Source organism: Exiguobacterium sp. s28, assembly GCF_018618135.1.
Taxonomy (GTDB): Bacteria; Bacillota; Bacilli; order Exiguobacteriales; family Exiguobacteriaceae; genus Exiguobacterium; species Exiguobacterium mexicanum_A.
In genome coordinates, this window is sequence record NZ_JACSLL010000004.1 from 33,932 (window position 1) to 52,159 (window position 18,228).

General features: G+C 52.3%; 19 protein-coding genes. 15 read left to right on the top strand and 4 right to left on the bottom strand.

Translation table 11 applies throughout. From position 1 onward, the window contains the following. Positions 1-75: 75 nt before the first annotated feature. Positions 76-1,593: a sensor domain-containing diguanylate cyclase gene (locus KNP78_RS06045; protein ID WP_214823445.1), complete on the top strand. Its 1,518-nt coding sequence runs from the start codon at positions 76-78 to the stop codon at positions 1,591-1,593. Next, entirely contained in the window at positions 1,590-2,084 is a 495-nt protein-coding gene (locus KNP78_RS06050; RefSeq protein ID WP_034780556.1) for a hypothetical protein, read from the top strand. Before KNP78_RS06045 ends, KNP78_RS06050 begins: the two co-directional genes overlap by 4 nt. A 38-nt stretch (positions 2,085-2,122) precedes the next feature. Here KNP78_RS06050 and KNP78_RS06055 read toward each other — a convergent pair whose 3' ends face one another. Then, the gene (locus KNP78_RS06055) at positions 2,123-2,995 is read right to left on the bottom strand and encodes an ROK family protein (RefSeq protein WP_034780558.1); all 873 of its coding nucleotides are present in this window, start codon (positions 2,993-2,995) and stop codon (positions 2,123-2,125) included. 13 nt (positions 2,996-3,008) lie between these two features. Beyond that, entirely contained in the window at positions 3,009-4,793 is a 1,785-nt protein-coding gene (locus KNP78_RS06060; protein WP_214823446.1) for a type I phosphomannose isomerase catalytic subunit, read from the bottom strand. A gap of 141 nt (positions 4,794-4,934) precedes the next feature. Here KNP78_RS06060 and KNP78_RS06065 point away from each other — a divergent pair, with 141 nt between their 5' ends. The 9 genes from KNP78_RS06065 (at position 4,935) to KNP78_RS06105 (ending at position 12,185) form a co-directional block, all read left to right on the top strand. Further along, the gene (locus KNP78_RS06065; RefSeq protein ID WP_021067999.1) at positions 4,935-5,231 is read left to right on the top strand and encodes a PTS sugar transporter subunit IIB; all 297 of its coding nucleotides are present in this window, start codon (positions 4,935-4,937) and stop codon (positions 5,229-5,231) included. A 4-nt stretch (positions 5,232-5,235) separates the two neighbouring features. Next, positions 5,236-5,580 (top strand): PTS sugar transporter subunit IIA, encoded by a 345-nt coding sequence (locus KNP78_RS06070; protein WP_021068000.1) that lies wholly within the window; start codon positions 5,236-5,238, stop codon positions 5,578-5,580. 23 nt (positions 5,581-5,603) lie between these two features. Continuing rightward, positions 5,604-6,914: a PTS cellobiose transporter subunit IIC gene (celB, locus tag KNP78_RS06075; protein WP_214754518.1), complete on the top strand. Its 1,311-nt coding sequence runs from the start codon at positions 5,604-5,606 to the stop codon at positions 6,912-6,914. Between the two features lie 32 nt (positions 6,915-6,946). Next, positions 6,947-8,371 (top strand): glycoside hydrolase family 1 protein, encoded by a 1,425-nt coding sequence (locus KNP78_RS06080; protein WP_214823447.1) that lies wholly within the window; start codon positions 6,947-6,949, stop codon positions 8,369-8,371. 79 nt (positions 8,372-8,450) lie between these two features. Next, positions 8,451-9,179 (top strand): GntR family transcriptional regulator, encoded by a 729-nt coding sequence (locus tag KNP78_RS06085; RefSeq protein ID WP_021068003.1) that lies wholly within the window; start codon positions 8,451-8,453, stop codon positions 9,177-9,179. Positions 9,180-9,218: 39 nt separating this feature from the next. Next, the gene (locus tag KNP78_RS06090) at positions 9,219-9,893 is read left to right on the top strand and encodes an ABC transporter ATP-binding protein (RefSeq protein ID WP_214823448.1); all 675 of its coding nucleotides are present in this window, start codon (positions 9,219-9,221) and stop codon (positions 9,891-9,893) included. Next, positions 9,890-10,897, top strand: coding sequence for an ABC transporter permease (locus KNP78_RS06095; RefSeq protein ID WP_214823449.1), 1,008 nt, complete (start codon positions 9,890-9,892; stop codon positions 10,895-10,897). Before KNP78_RS06090 ends, KNP78_RS06095 begins: the two co-directional genes overlap by 4 nt. Next, positions 10,894-11,505, top strand: coding sequence for a class I SAM-dependent methyltransferase (locus tag KNP78_RS06100; RefSeq protein ID WP_029596332.1), 612 nt, complete (start codon positions 10,894-10,896; stop codon positions 11,503-11,505). Before KNP78_RS06095 ends, KNP78_RS06100 begins: the two co-directional genes overlap by 4 nt. A gap of 17 nt (positions 11,506-11,522) precedes the next feature. After that, entirely contained in the window at positions 11,523-12,185 is a 663-nt protein-coding gene (locus tag KNP78_RS06105) for an NAD(P)H-dependent oxidoreductase (protein WP_214823450.1), read from the top strand. A 36-nt stretch (positions 12,186-12,221) separates the two neighbouring features. Here the strand turns inward: KNP78_RS06105 and KNP78_RS06110 are convergent, their stop codons facing one another. Together KNP78_RS06110 and KNP78_RS06115 are read right to left on the bottom strand one after the other, a co-directional pair. Then, positions 12,222-12,857, bottom strand: coding sequence for a nitroreductase family protein (locus KNP78_RS06110; RefSeq protein WP_034780571.1), 636 nt, complete (start codon positions 12,855-12,857; stop codon positions 12,222-12,224). Further along, entirely contained in the window at positions 12,854-13,300 is a 447-nt protein-coding gene (locus KNP78_RS06115; protein ID WP_029596329.1) for a MarR family winged helix-turn-helix transcriptional regulator, read from the bottom strand. Before KNP78_RS06115 ends, KNP78_RS06110 begins: the two co-directional genes overlap by 4 nt. A gap of 182 nt (positions 13,301-13,482) precedes the next feature. Between KNP78_RS06115 and KNP78_RS06120 the strand changes: the two genes are divergently transcribed. The 4 genes from KNP78_RS06120 (at position 13,483) to ric (ending at position 18,170) form a co-directional block, all read left to right on the top strand. Next, a complete protein-coding gene (locus KNP78_RS06120; protein WP_251128468.1) occupies positions 13,483-15,675 on the top strand; it encodes a malate synthase G in 2,193 nt (730 codons plus the stop codon). After that, a complete protein-coding gene (locus tag KNP78_RS06125; RefSeq protein WP_029596327.1) occupies positions 15,672-15,968 on the top strand; it encodes a hypothetical protein in 297 nt (98 codons plus the stop codon). The genes KNP78_RS06120 and KNP78_RS06125 overlap by 4 nt, the downstream gene beginning before the upstream one ends. 66 nt (positions 15,969-16,034) lie before the next feature. Then, complete coding sequence (gene aceA / locus KNP78_RS06130; protein WP_214823452.1) at positions 16,035-17,315, top strand: isocitrate lyase; 1,281 nt, start codon at positions 16,035-16,037, stop codon at positions 17,313-17,315. A gap of 147 nt (positions 17,316-17,462) precedes the next feature. Next, positions 17,463-18,170: an iron-sulfur cluster repair di-iron protein gene (gene ric / locus KNP78_RS06135; protein WP_029596325.1), complete on the top strand. Its 708-nt coding sequence runs from the start codon at positions 17,463-17,465 to the stop codon at positions 18,168-18,170. Positions 18,171-18,228 lie beyond the last annotated feature (58 nt).

Here is an 18,228-nt window from a genome sequence, read left to right on the forward strand (position 1 = left end):
ACAAATCCGGTCCCGCGTTCGATGATTCGACTTATAATCAAATGTATAGATGACTCGATGAAACGAGGGGTAACCATGGTTTATGGCCTATTGATTGGCGGCATCATCCTAATCACCATCGTCCTCAACGTCCTTCGGTTGATGACGACCCCCGCCTTGAATCGCTGGCTGCTCGCAGGGACGAGCAGCCTTGTCGTGATTTGGCACGGGGTGTTGTTCGATTTTTATGATTTACATTGGTCAGTGCTGTTATTGATTATGACAGGGCTCGTCTGTTTTCACTGGAAAGGCATGACTGTTGCAATCATGGTCAGCTGGCTTTTAGTATACAGTCAATCCGGGACATTATCTTTTCCGCTGTTGCTTAGTTATATCTTCTTCGGGCTAGGAGCCGCGTTGCTTTTCGGTTACGTCAACCAGTTGAAGCGAGAGCGATCAGGCCGGTTGCGGATGCTGACGGCGAGTTCCCGTCAATTGAACGTCTTCCGGGAAGTCAGTTTTACGATGCAAGACACGCTCGACCCGGACCGATTGCTGCAAACGATTTTGACATCGGTGACGGCGGGGCACGGACTCGGCTTTAACCGATCGATCATCTTTTTCGCTGATTTGGAAAAAGATAGTATTTACGGAGTCATGGGCACGGGGCCGATGAATCCGGAAGACGGGTTTCAAATTTGGGAAGAAATCACCCGACAACATTATGATCTCCAAGGACTGATTGATGAGAAAGAGACGGACTCGTCACACGATGAGCAGTTGAACGAACGGATTCGGAAAATGACGATCCCGTTTCATGGAGACCATCTGTTCAAACAGACGCTCGACTCGGGACGGCCGCTCCACGTGTATGCGAGCATCACCGATGATCCGGTGCTGCGCATGTTACATACCGACTTACAGATGGACGAGTGCACGATTTTCCCGCTCCATCATCAAGGAATTCCATACGGACTTCTCGTCATCGACAACGTCGTCAATAAAAAACCGATCACCCCTCAAAAGATTGACAGTGTCCGACCGATTGCGGAACAAGCCTCGCTCGCGCTCCATCAGACGATGCTGTACCAGCGCATCGAGACGTTGGCGCTTCGTGACGGGTTGACGCGTCTTAAAAACCATCGCTCGTTCGAACAAGATTTGGATGTCTTGTTCCGGGAGTGCGAAACGGACGAGCTGTCACTGATTGTGATGGATATTGACCATTTCAAGCATTTCAACGACACAAACGGTCACTTGGCTGGAAACGAGTTACTCACGCGGCTCGCGAGTGTCATTCGACGAAGCGTGCCGGATGAACAGATGGCGTATCGGTTCGGTGGCGAAGAGTTTGTCGTTCTCTTGCCGCAGTTCGACGAAGTCGAGGCGTCCCACGTCGCGGAGACGATTCGTGCGGCCGTGCTCGGCACGAACTTCATGTACGGGGAGCGACAACCAGGTGGTCAGTTAACGCTGAGCTTCGGTGTCGCTTCGAAGCACACGCTTCACGAACAGTCACGCGAACAGTTGATTGAGTGCGCCGATCAAGCGTTGTATGCGGCCAAATCACGAGGGAAAAACCAAGTCTGCCGCTGGGAAGGGGTGCCGCTATGACCGAATTCAGTGTCATGATCATGACCGTCGCCTTTATCGCGACCATCTTGTTTACGAGCCGTCCGAGTTATCGATTTGTGACGGGTAGTGTGGCCAACCGACATGCGGAGGCACTGGGCGTCTCGCTGAAAGACGTCTCATTCTCGTTCGACCAAATGGTGTATTTCATCGCCTTGCCGACAACGATTCCCGTAGTGCGGGATGCGATGAAAGAAGAGCTGGCCGTCGAACCGTATTATGAGTCGTATTTCTTTCCAGAAGTGAACGGCGTGCAAGTCTCGGTGAAATCAGGGTCCGCCGTGATTCCTATCGCCTATTTGCCGATTGACGACTTCAGCCTTCCCGTGTTGGATCGACACTTGGAGGCCGGCAAGGTTAATGAACGCGTCAACCGAACGATTCGGGCACACATGATCGTTCATGAGCGTACGCTCGCAGCGATTCGAGACGAGGTGTATCATCACCTCCATGAAGACCGCCTGGCACAATAAAAGGGTTTCCATCACAAACTTGTGATGGAAACCCTTTTTTACTGCGCTAACATGTGAAACCGTGCGGCACCGATCAAGTTGGCCTCGTTGAAGTGGGCACACGTCTCGACGTCGATGCGGAATGTTCCGAACGCGTCGCAAAGCGCATCCAAGTGTCGCTTGATGCCGTCCCGAACTTCCGGACGACGACTGATGCCGCCACCGATTAAAATACGCTCCGGGTCGAGCCCGAATTGGAGGTTGTAGATGCCAATCGCGTTCCAGCGATAGAAGCGCTCCAGTTCCACCTGGATGATTGGGTCGCTTTGAAGCGCGAACACATCTTTTCCGGTAAGGGGACGTCCGAGTTGTTCACTGCATCGATGGACAAGAGCGGCCGTGGCACCGATTTTACTCCATGTCCCATCTGGGTGGGGAAGAGACGGGTCGAGAATCCAATATCCGAACTCACCGCCATGGAAGTGGGATCCGATCATCACCTGATCATGGTCGACGAATGCTCCGCCGACGCCCGTCCCGATGACGACCGTCGCGTAGCTCGTCACCGACGCCGCGGCACCGGTCCATCCTTCTGCGAGCGCTGCCGCGTTGGCATCGTTCAAGACAGTGACAGGCAAGTCATACCGCTCTTTGAACGCCTGTAAGAAAGGACGATCATGAATGTAGGGAAGTGCACTGATTCCATGAATCACGCCGGTCGTCGAATCGACGGCGCCGGGCGCACTGAAGCCGATACCGTCGAAGCGGGCTTCGGCGGTCGTTTCGTTAAAGATCACATCGACTTGTTCGAGCAAGCCGTCCCACGTCGCAGGGGTTGGGACGTGTTTGTTTGACAGTAGGGTGCCATCGGATCGGACGACTCCGTATTTGATACTAGTTCCACCGATATCGATGGCTAAATAATGTTGCATTTCTTTCCACTCCTTATGGCAAGAACGCGGCCCCGATGACGCCAGCGTCGCCGTGCAACTCATGCAGGACGAGGGGGGTCGCTCCTCTCAAATGGGGGTATACTCGCATCGCGACCGCGTCTTGTAACTGATTCCAGTATAACGGAGCCGATGCCGTCACGCCTCCCCCGAGGATGATGATATCGGGGTCGACCGTATGGATGATGTTGGCGAGACCCGTTGCTAAGTCCTCGACGAACGTATTGCGTTCGATGTTGTCTGTCAAAAGCGTCATCGAATCAGTCACTCCTTTAGTGAGGGCGCGTTCGTGAAGTGCCGTTCCACTCGCATGCGTCTCAAGCGCTCCGACGTTCAGTGTCGGATGTGCTGGTCCGTCCGTACGAATGATCATATTGCCGACTTCTCCGGCGCTACCGTGAGCCCCGCTAATCAAATTTTGCTTATAGACGAAACCGCCGCCGATCCCTGTGCTGACCGTGACGTAAAAGACGGAGTCGACATGACGGCCGGCCCCAAACTTTGCTTCGGCGAGCGCTGCTGCGTTGGCATCATTCTCTAACGTGACAGGTAGACCGAGCAGAGTGCATAGCGGCTCCACAATCGTCTGATGATGCCAGTTCGGGAGGTTTGGCGGGGTCAAAAACGCACCTCGTTTTAGGTCGAGCGGACCCGGTGCAGCGATACCGACGTGCGTGATGTCATATTCGAGTTGGAATCGTTCGACGGCAAGTGTGATTTGATTTAACAAGGCGTCGAGCTCAAGGTGCGGCTGTGTCTTCAATTTATATTGTTTCTCGACACGTCCGTCCGTCGACACGACGGCGACGCGTGTATTCGTGCCGCCCAAATCGATGCCGATGCGGGCTTTTTGTTTCGTTGGAGAGGATACACCGGTGACGAGGCACGTGGCCGTTCCGTCCAGCTGAAATGACTGACCTGCTGGCAAAAGCAACGTCGCACCAATCTCGAAGGACGAACCGTCAATCTCAAGTGTCCCTTCGACGACCGAAAGCAGGCGGAACGTATCCGTCGAGACGGATTCCTCGCGTTCGATGTTCCATTTTTCGACGAAGAAGTATGGGTTACGTGTCAACTGTGTCCGGAAATGATCCAGGCGCAGGACAGGTTCCGCATAGTCGAGATGGGGTGCGAACGAGGCGAGGGTGCCTTGCTCGACATGGAGGTCACGAGTGTGTCCAGTTGATGTTTCAATTCGTTCGTAGTCGTAGAGACGGTACGTCGTGTCCGAACTCTGTTGAATCTCAAGGACGCACACGTCTTTCGTTAAGGCGTGGACAGTCCCGGCCGGAACGTACAGAAAATCGCCACGGGTGACAGATTTTCGAGTTAATCCGGTCATCACGTCTCCGGTCGCGAGCGCCTGTTGCAACGCGTCTTTCGATTCGAACGTATGGCCATAGATGATTTCTCCTCCCTCTGGTGCGTCGAGGATGTACCAGCATTCATTCTTTCCGTAAGGCTGACCCTCGAGCGACTGTGCCAACGCATCGTCGGGATGGACTTGAATCGAAAGGTCATCGTTCGGATCAATCCACTTGATCAATAACGGAAACACAGGTGAATCAATGCCGAACAGTTCTGGATGCGTGGCATAAAGGTCGTCTAGCGTTGTCCCGATATGCGATCCGGCAGACACGACGGAACTGCCTTGCGGCAACGCCGAAGCGGTCCATGCTTCGCCAATCGAGGCCTCGTCAAAATGAAAACCGTAACGCTTTAAGCGGTCGCCTCCCCATAAGCGATATTGGTAATACGGTTGTAACGGGATGATCTTCATCGTCAATTCCCTCACTCTCGTTTATTATCATATACACTTTTAAATTTAAAAACTAAACAAAGTTTAAATCAAGTATAGACATGAAATAAATCATGTGTATAATAAAACTTGTAAACGATTTCAAAAAAGGAGTGGTTGAACATGAAAAAAGTATTACTCGCTTGTAGCTCAGGGATGTCGACGAGCCTGCTCGTCACGAAAATGCAACAGCACGCGGCGTCAATCGGGGACGAAGCGAAAATTTGGGCAGTCGGTCAAGACCAGGTCGGTAAGGAGATGGAAGAAGCGGACGTCATCCTCATCGGACCGCAAATGCGCTTTTTGCTCGACAAATTGAAAGCGCAAACATCGAAACCGGTCGAAGTCATCGACATGATGGCCTACGGAACGGCGAATGGGAAAGCGGCGTATGAGCAAGCAATCAAATTGATGGGGTGAGGTCATGGAAGGAACGGAAGAGTTAACGTTAGAACAGATGGCGTTCATGATGATTTTGCATAGCGGCAACGCTCGGAGCACGATTCAAGAAGCGATCCAAACGTATAAGAACGGTTCATACGAAGCGTTTGAAGCGCAGCTGGCGACAGCACGTGAACAGTTAAAAGAAGCGCATCAGACGCACTTCGGCCAAATTCAAAAAGAGGCGAATGGGGAGAAGACGGACATGTCACTGTTGCTCCTTCACGCCGAAGACCATCTCATGTCGACCCAGACGATGCTCGATTTGACGGCAAGCCTGATCGAGATGATGGAGCAAAAGATTGTAAATCCTAATCAAGAAGGGTGAATCCTATGTCACAGGACAACAAAATGTTCTTACTGATCAGCAAGTTGCTCATGCCGATGGCGACTTACTTGAACAACAGTCGGTATTTGCAAGTATTACGGGATGCGTTCATGCTCGCGTTCCCGATTACCATGTTCGGTTCAATCGTCGTCGTTATCGCCAACTTGCCGTTCTTAGACAAGTTCATGTCGGAAGGGACGCTGAATGCGTTCAAATCGTCACTCGGTAACGCCCCATCGGCCACGATGGGAATCATGTCAATCTTCGTCGTTTTCGGTATTGGCTATTATCTTTCGAAAAGTTACAACGTCGAAGCCGTCTTCGGTGGAGCGATCTCCCTCGTATCGTTCCTCTTGTTGACACCGTTCCTCATCGAAGTCGAAGGAATGACAGAAGCGGTCGGTAACGTCCTCCCGCTCGATCGTCTTGGCGCCAAAGGAATGTTCCTCGCCATGATCACCGGTTTCCTCTCAGGTGAGATTTATCGATTCGTCGTTCAAAAGAACTGGACGATCAAAATGCCGGACGGCGTACCGCCGGCGGTGGCGAAGTCGTTCTCGGCGCTCGTACCGGCCTTGTTGACGCTCACGGTCTTCTTGCTCCTCAACATCGGTGTGACGAGCTTGTTCAATACGAACTTACATGACGTCATCTTCAACGTCGTGCAACAGCCGCTCGTTAAATTGGGTAACGGTCTCGTCCCAACGTTGATCGCTATCTTCTTCGTCCAATTGTTCTGGTTCTTCGGGTTGCACGGACAAGTCATCGTCAACTCGGTCATGGATCCGATTTGGAATACGTTGTCGCTTGAAAACTTGAACGCGTACACGGCGACCGGAGAAGTACCGAACATCATCAGTAAACAGTTTGTCGAAATCTATACGGTCGGCCTTGGTGGCTCGGGCTCGACGCTTGCCGTCATCGTAGCGATTTTGTTGTTCTTGAAATCGAAGCAGTTGAAACAAATCGGGAAACTATCACTCGGACCAGGGATCTTTAACGTCAACGAACCGGTCATTTTCGGTCTGCCGATCGTCATGAACCCGCTCATCATGATTCCGTGGATTGTCGCTCCGCTCATCACGGTCACGGTCACTTACTTTGCGATGTCGACAGGGCTCGTCCCGCCGCCGACTGGGGTCGCGGTACCTTGGACCGTCCCGATGTTCATCAGCGGGATGATGGCGACGAACTCACTTGCCGGCGGATTGCTACAACTCGTCAACTTCTTGATCATCTTGGCGGTCTGGTTCCCATTCCTTAAATTTATTGACCGTTTGAACGTGAAGAAAGAACAGGAAGAAGCCGCTAACCGTAAAGACGAAGCGGTATGAATGAGAAATAGAGAATAAGGGAGAGAGAGTTTATGACGAACCCGACAGAAACGAAAACATCAGCAGCAGTGACGTATCAATTCCCGACCGATTTTTGGTGGGGGACGGCCTCTTCGGCGACGCAAATGGAAGGTGCGGCGTTTGAAGGCGGCAAAGGCTTAAATATTTGGGATTACTGGTATATGCAACAACCGAACCGATTCTTCAATGGTGTCAGTGCGACCGAAGCGTCTAACTTCTATCATTTGTACGAGCAAGATATCGCGCTCATGAAAGAGCTCGGACATAACACGTTCCGCTTCTCGATTTCGTGGTCACGTCTGTTCCCAGAAGGTGTCGGCGAGGTGAATGAAGAGGCGATCGCGTTTTATAACAACGTGATCAATTGCCTCATCGATCATGGCATCGAGCCGTTCATCAACTTATATCACTTCGACATGCCGATGGCGCTTCAAGACCGAGGCGGCTGGGAATCACGTGACGTCGTCGACGCTTACGTACAGTTCGCGAAGACGTGTTTCGAGCTTTTCGGGGATCGCGTGACGACGTGGTTCACTCATAACGAACCGATTGTGCCGGTCGAAGGTGGCTACTTGTACGATTTCCACTATCCGAACGTCGTCGATTTCAAGCGTGCCGTCCAAGTCGCTTACCATTCGATCTTATCGAGCGCGCTCGCCATTCAGGCGTACCGGGATCAGGGACAGGCCGGTCAAATTGGGATCATCCTGAATTTGACACCGTCGTATCCGCGCAGCCAACATCCGGCCGATGTGAAGGCGTCACGCTTGGCCGACGCGATCTTCAACCGCTCGTTCTTGGACCCGTCCGTGCTCGGGACGTTCCCTGAAGAGCTCATCGATGTGCTACAGGAACAAGACGCGATGCCAGAGATGCAATCTGGAGACTTGGATCTCATTCGGGCCAACACGATTGACCTTCTCGGCATCAACTACTATCAACCGCGTCGGGTCAAGGCCAAAGCGTCGCTCCCAAATCCTGATGCGCCGTTCCTGCCTGAGAATCTGTTCGACTTCTATGAGATGCCGGGTCGCAAGATGAACCCGTATCGTGGTTGGGAAATTTATGAGCAGGGCGTCTATGACATCTTAATCAACTTGAAAGACAACTACGGCAACATCCCCTGCTTCATTTCTGAGAACGGGATGGGCGTCGAAGGAGAAGAGCGTTACCGCGACGCCGACGGAAGCGTCCAAGACGACTATCGAATCGACTTCATTCGTGAACATTTGAAGTGGACGCATCGGGCGCTCAAAGAAGGCGCGAACGTGAAAGGGTACCACTTATGGACGTTCATGGACAACTGGTCATGGAGCAACGCTTATAAGAACCGTTACGGGTTCGTCGGTGTCGACTTGGCGACCCAAGAGCGGACCGTTAAAAAGTCTGGTCACTGGTTCAAACAAGTGATTGCCGATCATGGATTTACAGAATAATAGGAAAAGCTGACAAGGACTACTCTTTGTCAGCTTTTTTTGATATATTATTTGTATATGTCTATACATGAGGTGGAATATGTCTACAAAGAAAAAACCAAAATATGAATCGATTGCGGATGAGATTCGGCATCGGATCAATGAACAGGCTTATGAACTCGAAACACCGCTTCCGGATGAGATTCAATTAGCGGAAGAGTTTGGTGTCAGCCGCATGACAATGAAGCGCGCTCTCGAGATTCTCGTGATGGAAGGCTTGATTTATCGGAAGCGTGGCAAAGGGACGTTCATCTTGCCGGCCAGTTTCCAAAAAGAACGCATCAACATCATCAGTAAAGAGACGAGAGGATTGACGCAAGTCATCGGCGACCGCAGTTTGCGCAGTGAAGTGCTCGATTTTGAAGTGAAGTTCCCGACCCAGGAAGTCGCCGACCATTTGATGATTGAGCTGACGGAACCGGTCTATGAGATTCGTCGTGTCCGCTATGTGGACGAAGAGCCGTACGTCATCGAATTGACGTACATGGTCGCCAATCTAATTACAGGACTGTCGCGTAAAATTTTGGAGAAGTCGGTCTATAGCTACATCCAACAGGAGCTCGGCTACACGATCACGAGCTCACACAAGATGATTCGGGCCGATAAGCCTGACGAATATGATCAACGTTACTTGAAGAATGACATTACCGACCCAATCATCGAGGTCGAACAAGTCGTTTACTTGAGTAACGGGAAACCGTTCGAATACTCATTCGCTCGGCACCGCTATGACAAGTTCGTCTTCTCTTCGGTCAATATCGTTCGATGACGTCGCCTGAAAAGGCGACTTTTTGCGAAGGAGGTTCTCATGAACGTTCACATTGAACAAGCCGGGTATGAACACGGTGAGTCGGTCATCGAGGCCATCCGGTTCGAGGTCCGGCCGGGCGAAATCGTCGGGATGATTGGGTCGAACGGGGCCGGGAAGAGCACGACGCTCGCCTGTCTCACCGGAACGATCCCGTGGATGCGTGGAACGGTGCAAATCGACCGCTACGCCTATATCCCCGAGCAACCGGTTTACTATGATTATTTGACGCTCGAGGAACATATCGCTCTCGTGTTGGAATTGACGGACGTTGATAATCGTGAGCGGACGGAAGAACTGATCCGGTTGTTTCGGTTCGAGACGGTCCGCCACGACTATATCTCCTCGTTCTCAAAAGGGATGAAGCAAAAAGCGATGATTCTCTTGGCGCTCATCCAAGAAGCGAAGTTTCTCCTTGTCGACGAACCGTTCGTCGGACTCGATGCGACGACGACGATCCAGCTGCTTCGTTTACTTGAAGCGGAACGTCGTCAAGGCACCGGGGTGCTTCTCGTCACCCACGTCCTCGATACGGCAGAGCGGTTATGCGACCGCTTCGTCTGGATTGATGACGGACGCATGCTCGCGGGCGGGACAAAAGAAGAGTTGCGTCTCAGCCTGCAAACCGAAGGCGAGTCGCTGTTCGAGATGATGGAAGATGTGGTCATGCGATGAATGAACATCAGCTGTTCGTTAGACGTGTCCGCACCCATATGACCAAACAGTGGAAGACGTGGCGGCTCATCTTGGATTGGACAGTCGTTCTATACGGCGTCATTCCGTTCGCCATCTTTCTCGGGTATCAATACCGATTGCTTTGGCAAGGCGAAATCGAGTGGGTGAGTCAGGTGCCGATGTTCGTTTGGGCGCTTGGAATTGGAATCGTCCTCCTTAGAAATCCGTTTTTCGTCTGGGTCGAACGGGCGGACGTGACGCTGGTGGCCAAACGTTCTTTGGTTCGCAGGTTGAAACACGATTCGTTGCTTTATCACGCCATCACACTCGGCTTGAAGATTCTCTACGTCATGTTGGCGTTCATGCCCGTGCTTTGGCTTGACGGTTGGCCCGTTGCCTCTATATTCGCATTCGGGATCAGCCTCCTATTTTTGACCGGGATTCATACGTGGATCCGTTATCAGTTGACGGTCCGGCGCAGCCATTGGATGTTACGAGTTACGGTCACGTGTGTGACGTTCGTTTGTATGTATGCGCTCCTCAACGACTCACCTTTATGGTCGGCCGTACTCGGCAGTGGTCTTGTTGCATTTGCGATGTATGTCGGAGAAGGGTGGCTGTCACGCCACCCATATCTTAGCCAAGAACTCGAACGTAGTGAGGCGTTGCGTACCGCCTTTGACCGGGCATTATTATCGACGTCGGGCGCCATCGAGAAGCCGAGCCGGCGCAAGCGTCCGCTCTATCGACCGAGACCGAATCGGTTTGGGACCGCCCGGCGCACGACGGCCATCTTACTTTATATACGGACGCCGCGTCATCGGAACTTATGGCTGCGTCTCATCCCGCTTGCCGTCACGGGGATGCTCCTCGTACCGAGTTGGTTCAAGTTGCTCATCCCGCTCTACGTCGGCTATGTGATGTGGCAAGAACGACAGGCGTTTAAACAAGAGATGGAGCGGCATCCGTTTTTCCGCGCCATCCAAGAAAGGACACATTCATGACTGAACAAGACTATGAACGATTGCTCCAAATCGAGACGGCGAAACCGCAACAAGGGTTCCCGGCCTCGGCTGAATATCATCGCTATGAACCGACCCCGTATGAGGCGCTCGACTTGTTGCGTGACGCCTATCCGCTCGCGGCCACGGACACGGTCGTCGACTTCGGATCGGGTAAAGGGCGCCTCCCGTTTTATCTCGCCTATACGTTCCGAGTTCGGGCCATTGGCATCGAGATGGATGGCGGCTTCCACGAAGCGGCACTTGAGAATTGGATGAACTACGCCAAGAAACACCGGACGCGTGGCAGTGTCCAGCTCGTCCGCGGTTACGCCGAACAGTTTGAGGTGCCGGCTGAGGCGAACCGCTTTTATTTCTTCAACCCGTTCTCGGTGAACGTGTTCCGGCAGGTCGTTGCGAACATCATCGAGTCGGTCGAGCGCGCACAGCGTCCGGTCGACCTCATCCTCTATTATCCGGCCGATGAGTACTTACATTTTTTGAATGACGAGACGCCTTTCCGCTACGTACAGGACGTTCGCTTGCCGTTAAAGAATCTCCATGAGCGCTTTCTTATTTATCGTTTTGATATGATGGAGTCATCTTGGTAAATGGGGAGTGGATCATCGTGAAAAAAGAAGAGATTTTAGATGCGTATCGTTGGCGTCAAGCGACGAAAGAGTTCGACGCGGACCGCAAAATCGATGAGGAAGATTTCGAATTCATTCTGGAGACGGGTCGCTTATCACCGAGTTCGTTCGGTTTCGAGCCTTGGCAGTTCGTCGTCATTCGTCGCGAAGACTTGCTCCGGAAGATCAAAGACCACGCGTGGGGTGCCCAAGGACAGGCGTTAACGGCGAGCCATTTCGTGTTGATCTTGGCGCGGACGCCTGAAGCGATGCGCTACGACTCGGACTACATCCGTCACATCGTCACGGACGTCCAAGGACGGACCGAGGACGAGTACGCCCTTCGGGTGAAACGGGTCCGTGAGTTCCAAGAACAAGATTATCGACTGTTAGATGATGAGCGTGTGTTCCAAGAATGGATTAAACGCCAGACGTATATCCCGCTCGGCAACATGATGACAGCCGCCGCACAGATCGGCGTCGACTCATGTCCGATTGAAGGGTTCAATCAGGCAGACATCGATGAATTATTGATTTCGGAAGGCGTCATGGAACGAGGTGCCTGGTCGCTCTCGGTCATGGTCGCGTTCGGACATCGGGCCCGCGACTTCGCGCCGAAGACACGTCGCGATTTCAATGAAGTCGTCAAATACATCGGATGAAAAAAAGCTCAAGCGCCGAGGCGCTTGAGCTTTTGCTTATTTCCAGTCGGTGATGCGGTCGATTGGGAAGCGGACCGATTGGTAACCGTCTTCCGCGGCTTTTCCGATTGAGAGGAGCATGACCGGAAGGTAGCGCTCTTTCTCGAGGCCGAACGCTTCCGCGATGTTCGCTTTGTCATAGCCACCGATCGGGTTTGTGTCGTAGCCGTGAGCACGGGCGACGAGCATGAGTTGCATCGCGACGAGACCGGAGTCGAGCAAGATGCTGTCTTTAACAGACTCTTTCGGTGCGTCTTTGAAGATGCCTTTGATCATGTCAACTTGACGGTCGCGGACTTCTGGTGGCATGAGGCCACGCTCGACGGCCGTATCAAAGATCTCTTGTGTGTAATCGGCCATCTGGTAGTCGGCAAAGATGGCGATAACGGCTGATGACGTCTCGACTTGGCGTTTGTTGAAGCTTGCGAGCGGAAGGAGAGTATCTTTGCCTTCTGCGCTATCGATGACGACGAAGCGCCACGGTTGAAGGTTGAGTGATGACGGTGCCGTCGTCGCTTCCTCCAGGATTTGTGTCATCTCTTCTTTTGAGATTTTGACGTTCTCATCATAGACGCGAATCGAGCGGCGTCCTTTGAGGATTTCCATAAAGTCTTTCTGTGTTGTCGTGTTCATATAAGGGTCTTCCTTTCATGTTGAATGTTGGTTTGTAACGTATTTAAAAGTTCGAGTAACTGTCGTTGCTCCTCTACCTTCATGTTTACAAAAAGACGGTCCGATAAGCACTTCTTTTGCTCGGTCCAATGTGCAATCCGCTCCCGACCGACATCGGTCAAATCGACAAAGATGACCCGATTGTCTTGGAGGCAGCGTTCGCGCGTAATCAAGCCCTGTGTCTCGAGCTGTTTCAAATGTCGCGTGATGGCGGCATGATCGACGCCGACCCGTTGTTGCAGTTCACGCTGACGCAAAGGGCCGACGTGATGCAAGTTGCTCAAAATATCGAAGCGGGTCGAGCTGAGCCCGTCCATTTCCGTATCGAACAGTTGGGCCAGTTCTTTTTGTACGGTGATGACGTGGTAGAGAATCTCATCGCTGAGCGAACAAGCGTCGCGCATCGGATATCCTCCTTCAAAAACTAATTGATGAATCAATCATTGATAGGTCACACAATGTATACTAATCGGTTTTGAAATAGATCGCAAATAAAAAGTTTCAAAAAACTGTTGTCAAACTGTTATATAATAGTCTATATTAAAGTCAACTGATATATAACAATCGAATGGGAGGATGTGACGGCTTGGAACATTACAAACAAGTAGGTACTTATCACGTACATGAAACGTTGCTCGATTTCATCTCGGCTCGTATATTGCCTGAAGAAGAGGCACACCAACAATTTTGGGCTGGGGTCGGGCGCCTACTCGATGAGTTCATTCCTCGCAATGAGGCAATGCTTCACGAACGTGAGTCATATGAGCGACTATTACAGGGGTGGTACAGCGAGCATAAGCAAGCGTTTGACATGGAAGACTACGAGCGTTTCCTTCGGTCCATCGATTACATCGAAGCAGCCGTCCCCGATTTCAACATCGACGTTACGGGTGTCGACTCAGAAATTACAAGGCAAGCCGGACCGCAGCTTGTCGTTCCGCTCGACAATGCACGCTATGCATTGAACGCGGCGAACGCTCGCTGGGGAAGCCTCTATGACGCCTTGTACGGAACGGACGTCATCGACGAAGAGGACGGGAAAACGAAGTCGAGCGGCTATAATCCAGTTCGCGGTGAAGCTGTCATCGCCTATGCCAAACAGTTTCTCGACGATACATTTCCGCTCCAGGAGGGCTCGCACGAAGAAGCGAACGGCTATCTCGTGTCAGAGGGCAGTCCATACGCCATCATCGAAGGGAACCGCATCGCGTTTCAAGACGATTGTCTCGTCGGTTATGTGGGGAATCCAGAAGCTCCGACAAGTTTATTACTCATCCATAACGGGATTCATGCCGAACTAAAATTTGATCGGAACCATCCAATCGGACGGACGGATCGAGCAGGGCTCGTTGACATCGAACTCGAGTCCGCCTTGTCTGCCATCGTCGACTGTGAAGACTCGGTTGCCGCTGTTCGGGCGGAAGACAAGGTCCACCTTTACGCGAACTGGCTAGGCCTGATGGACGGGACGCTCGAAGCAACGTTCACGAAAGGAGGTCGGCCGCTCACTCGGAAGTTGAACCCTGACCGGAAGTATGTCGGGAAAGACGGGCGTGAAGTCACGCTTCCGGGCCGATCGCTCCTCTTTATTCGAAACGTCGGGCACTTGATGACGACGGATTTGATGCTCGACGCGGAAGGACGTGAAGTACCGGAAGGGATTTTGGACGGGATTTTCACTGCGCTCATCGCGAGCCGCCACCTTGATGCCAGACGAAATTCCCGCGAACGCTCCATCTATATCGTCAAACCGAAGATGCATGGCTCGAAAGAAGTCGCGTTCACGAACGACTTGTTCGATGCGATTGAAGATGTACTCGAGTTACCGCGTCACACGCTCAAAGTCGGCGTGATGGACGAGGAGCGACGCACGTCGCTTAATTTGAAGAACTGTATCGAGCAAGTGAAGGAACGCATCGTCTTCATCAATACCGGATTCCTCGACCGGACGGGCGATGAGATTCACTCCTCGCTCACGCTCGGACCGATGCGCAAGAAAGGCGAGATGAAGACCTCGGAGTGGCTCGATGCTTATGAACGTCTGAATGTCCAGATCGGGCTTGACGCAGGATTCCATCAACACGGGCAAATCGGGAAAGGGATGTGGGCGATGCCCGATCGGATGCGCGATATGATGCGTGAAAAAAGCAATCATGTCCGGTCCGGGGCGACGACGGCTTGGGTGCCGTCCCCGACGGCGGCCACGCTTCATGCGCTGCATTACCATCAAGTCGATGCGTTTGACGTTCAGCGTGAGTTGGTGAATCGTTCGTTTGATCCAGCAACTGAGCGAGGGCGTCTGCTCGAGGTACCACTCGCCACGCGTCTCTATACAGATGAGGAAGTGAACGAGGAGCTCGAGAACAACCTGCAAGGGTTGCTCGGATATGTCGTCCGTTGGGTCGAGCAAGGTGTCGGTTGCTCCAAAGTGCCAGATATTCATCACGTCGGGTTGATGGAAGACCGAGCAACGCTTCGTATTTCGAGTCAACATGTCGCCAACTGGCTATACCATGGAGTCTGTAGCCGTGAACAAGTCGAAGCGACGCTTTACCGGATGGCCGAGGTCGTCGACGCGCAAAACGCGGAAGATCCGCACTATCGTTCGATGACGCCAGATGTAGACCACTCTATCGCCTATCAAGCGGCGAAAGAGTTAGTGTTTGAAGGCGACGAGTCGCCGAACGGATATACGGAACCCATTCTGCACCGGCGCCGCCGACAGTTTTTACAACAAGTGACATTAGAACCGAATTTAAAAGGAGGAGCATCATCATGACAACGAAAAAAATCGAAAGCGAACAGTTGATTGAACGTTGGGTCGTCCGTCGGATCGTCTCGGGGGAATCGACAGCGGCGCTCGCTAACACGGCGTTCGTCTATGGGAACGATTTGATGCGCCTCGTGCTCGACCGGGCCGACGGGTCGCTCCAAATCATGAGAGAGCCGGTCGAAGAGGTCGTCATATTCCGTAAACCAGAAGATCGTGACGAAGAAAACGTCTGTCGTTGCTGCGGGATGGAGCACTCGTCATTCAAAGCGGCGCTCGAATGCTGTGCATACTTGGATTAAGCTTGCATTATCTGTTATATAACAAACAATAAATATATAAATTAATATAATACAGGAGGAATGGATATGAATGAACAACAAATGCAACTAGAGGATATGTTACAGTCGGAACGGTTTAACGGGGTCGAACGTCCATATGGGATCGAAGACGTGATGAGGCTTCGGGGGTCTGTCCTAATCGAGCATACGCTCGCGACAAAAGGAGCGGAACGGTTATGGGAGTTACTCCACGAACGAGACTACGTCCACGCGCTCGGCGCGTTGACAGGGAACCAGGCCATCCAGCAAGTGAAGGCGGGTCTCGAAGCCATCTATTTGAGCGGATGGCAAGTCGCCGCCGATGCGAACTTGTCGGGGCACATGTACCCGGACCAAAGCCTGTACCCGGCTAACTCGGTGCCGAGCGTCGTCAAACGGATTAACCAGGCGCTTCAACGGGCCGATCAAATTCAAACGGCGGAAGGGAAAGGCGATACGCATTGGTTCGCCCCGATCGTCGCTGACATGGAAGCCGGTTTCGGCGGTGTGCTCAACGTGTTCGAGTTGACGAAGGCGATGATTGAGGCGGGTGCAGCCGGCGTCCACTTGGAGGATCAACTCTCTTCAGAGAAGAAGTGCGGTCACCTCGGCGGCAAAGTGTTGCTGCCCACACAGACGGCCGTGAAAAACTTGATTGCCGCACGTCTCGCGGCAGACGTCATGGGGGTGTCGACGATTATCGTCGCCCGGACGGATGCTCACGCAGCGAATTTGATTACGAGCGACATCGACCCAATCGACCATCCGTTCATCGTCGGTGACCGGACGCCGGAAGGCTTTTACCGGACCGAGGCGGGAATTGAACAGGCGATCGCGCGCGGTCTCGCCTATGCACCGTACGCCGACCTCGTCTGGTGCGAGACGTCCGAGCCTGATTTGGACGAAGCGCGTCAATTCGCGGATGCGATTCATGCGAAGTATCCGGGGAAACTCCTCGCTTACAACTGTTCGCCTTCATTCAATTGGAAGAAAAAGCTGTCGGATGAGGAGATTGCATCGTTCCAACAAGAGATTGGTGCGATGGGATATAAGTTCCAATTCGTCACGCTCGCTGGCTTCCACTCGCTCAACTTCGGAATGTTCGAACTCGCACGCGGGTATAAAGACCGCGGGATGGCCGCCTACTCGGAACTGCAACAGGCCGAATTCAGTGCAGAACAGCACGGTTATACGGCGACACGTCACCAACGTGAGGTCGGGACCGGGTATTTCGATGAGGTGTCTCTCGTCATCTCGGGAGGCCAGTCGTCAACGACGGCGCTGGCCGGTTCGACCGAGGCAGAACAATTTGAAGCGCCGTCCCATTAAGCGTCGCCCCTCCACAAGAGGGGCTTTTTTTGTGTCCAAATTCAGAACGCGTGCATCCTGTTCACTTAAATGTGACGTATTTCACATTTTTGTCGTCAAACTCTTGCTACGCTGAACATGTCAAAATGAATATGGAGGTTATGACAGATGACACAGACATTCACGGGCGATACGCACGTATCTGAAATCGTCAAACAATGCCCGCAAGCGGCAGACATTTTCAAACGGAACCGAATCGATTTTTGTTGTGGCGGCAACCGGCCACTCGCTGAAGCGACTGACAAATCGAAACGGTCGACGGAAGACATTTTAGAAGAAGTCAATGCGCTCTATCAACGCAAGCAAGAGATGAACGAGAAGAGCATCGATTGGGATGCTGCTTCTTCATCGGAATTGATTGAGCACATCATTTATAAGCATCACCAGTTTTTGACGGACGAATTGCCACAGCTCACACCATATGTGACAAAAGTGTTCCGGGTTCACGGACAAAACCATCCGCACCTCGGACGCATTCATCAACTGTTCAATCAATTGAAAGTGGAACTTGAACAACATATCGTCAAAGAAGAGACAGAAGACTTCCCGACGTTGCTTCGTCACGAGACGGCACCGACAGCTGAAACGAGACGGGAGCTTGATGACATCTTGGCCTCGCTCGAGTCAGAACACGCGGCAGCCGGTGACATTTTAAAAGAGTTGCGTCAAATCACGAACGACTATACGCCGCCTGAAGGAGCGTGTGGGACGTATCGTCTTGTCTATCAACGGTTAGAAGCGCTCGAATCGGATACATTTGAACACATTCATCTCGAAAACAACATTTTATTCCCGCGGGCGCGCACGTTCGCTTAAGCAGTGGCACACCTCTACTTACGTGGGGGTGTCTTTTTGTGACGTTTGATACAGATGG

What these genes read in the sequence shown, in the direction of transcription:
- KNP78_RS06090 (WP_214823448.1), top strand. Translation starts at nt 9,219, where the DNA reads ATGAACGTTCACATTGAACAAGCCGGGTATGAACACGGTGAGTCGGTC.
- aceA (WP_214823452.1), top strand. Translation starts at nt 16,035, where the DNA reads ATGAATGAACAACAAATGCAACTAGAGGATATGTTACAGTCGGAACGG.
- KNP78_RS06095 (WP_214823449.1), top strand. Translation starts at nt 9,890, where the DNA reads ATGAATGAACATCAGCTGTTCGTTAGACGTGTCCGCACCCATATGACC.
- KNP78_RS06050 (WP_034780556.1), top strand. Translation starts at nt 1,590, where the DNA reads ATGACCGAATTCAGTGTCATGATCATGACCGTCGCCTTTATCGCGACC.
- KNP78_RS06115 (WP_029596329.1), bottom strand. Translation starts at nt 13,300, where the DNA reads ATGCGCGACGCTTGTTCGCTCAGCGATGAGATTCTCTACCACGTCATC.
- ric (WP_029596325.1), top strand. Translation starts at nt 17,463, where the DNA reads ATGACACAGACATTCACGGGCGATACGCACGTATCTGAAATCGTCAAA.
- KNP78_RS06065 (WP_021067999.1), top strand. Translation starts at nt 4,935, where the DNA reads ATGAAAAAAGTATTACTCGCTTGTAGCTCAGGGATGTCGACGAGCCTG.
- KNP78_RS06125 (WP_029596327.1), top strand. Translation starts at nt 15,672, where the DNA reads ATGACAACGAAAAAAATCGAAAGCGAACAGTTGATTGAACGTTGGGTC.
- KNP78_RS06070 (WP_021068000.1), top strand. Translation starts at nt 5,236, where the DNA reads ATGGAAGGAACGGAAGAGTTAACGTTAGAACAGATGGCGTTCATGATG.
- KNP78_RS06080 (WP_214823447.1), top strand. Translation starts at nt 6,947, where the DNA reads ATGACGAACCCGACAGAAACGAAAACATCAGCAGCAGTGACGTATCAA.
- KNP78_RS06100 (WP_029596332.1), top strand. Translation starts at nt 10,894, where the DNA reads ATGACTGAACAAGACTATGAACGATTGCTCCAAATCGAGACGGCGAAA.
- KNP78_RS06110 (WP_034780571.1), bottom strand. Translation starts at nt 12,857, where the DNA reads ATGAACACGACAACACAGAAAGACTTTATGGAAATCCTCAAAGGACGC.
- KNP78_RS06060 (WP_214823446.1), bottom strand. Translation starts at nt 4,793, where the DNA reads ATGAAGATCATCCCGTTACAACCGTATTACCAATATCGCTTATGGGGA.
- KNP78_RS06045 (WP_214823445.1), top strand. Translation starts at nt 76, where the DNA reads ATGGTTTATGGCCTATTGATTGGCGGCATCATCCTAATCACCATCGTC.
- celB (WP_214754518.1), top strand. Translation starts at nt 5,604, where the DNA reads ATGTTCTTACTGATCAGCAAGTTGCTCATGCCGATGGCGACTTACTTG.
- KNP78_RS06055 (WP_034780558.1), bottom strand. Translation starts at nt 2,995, where the DNA reads ATGCAACATTATTTAGCCATCGATATCGGTGGAACTAGTATCAAATAC.
- KNP78_RS06085 (WP_021068003.1), top strand. Translation starts at nt 8,451, where the DNA reads ATGTCTACAAAGAAAAAACCAAAATATGAATCGATTGCGGATGAGATT.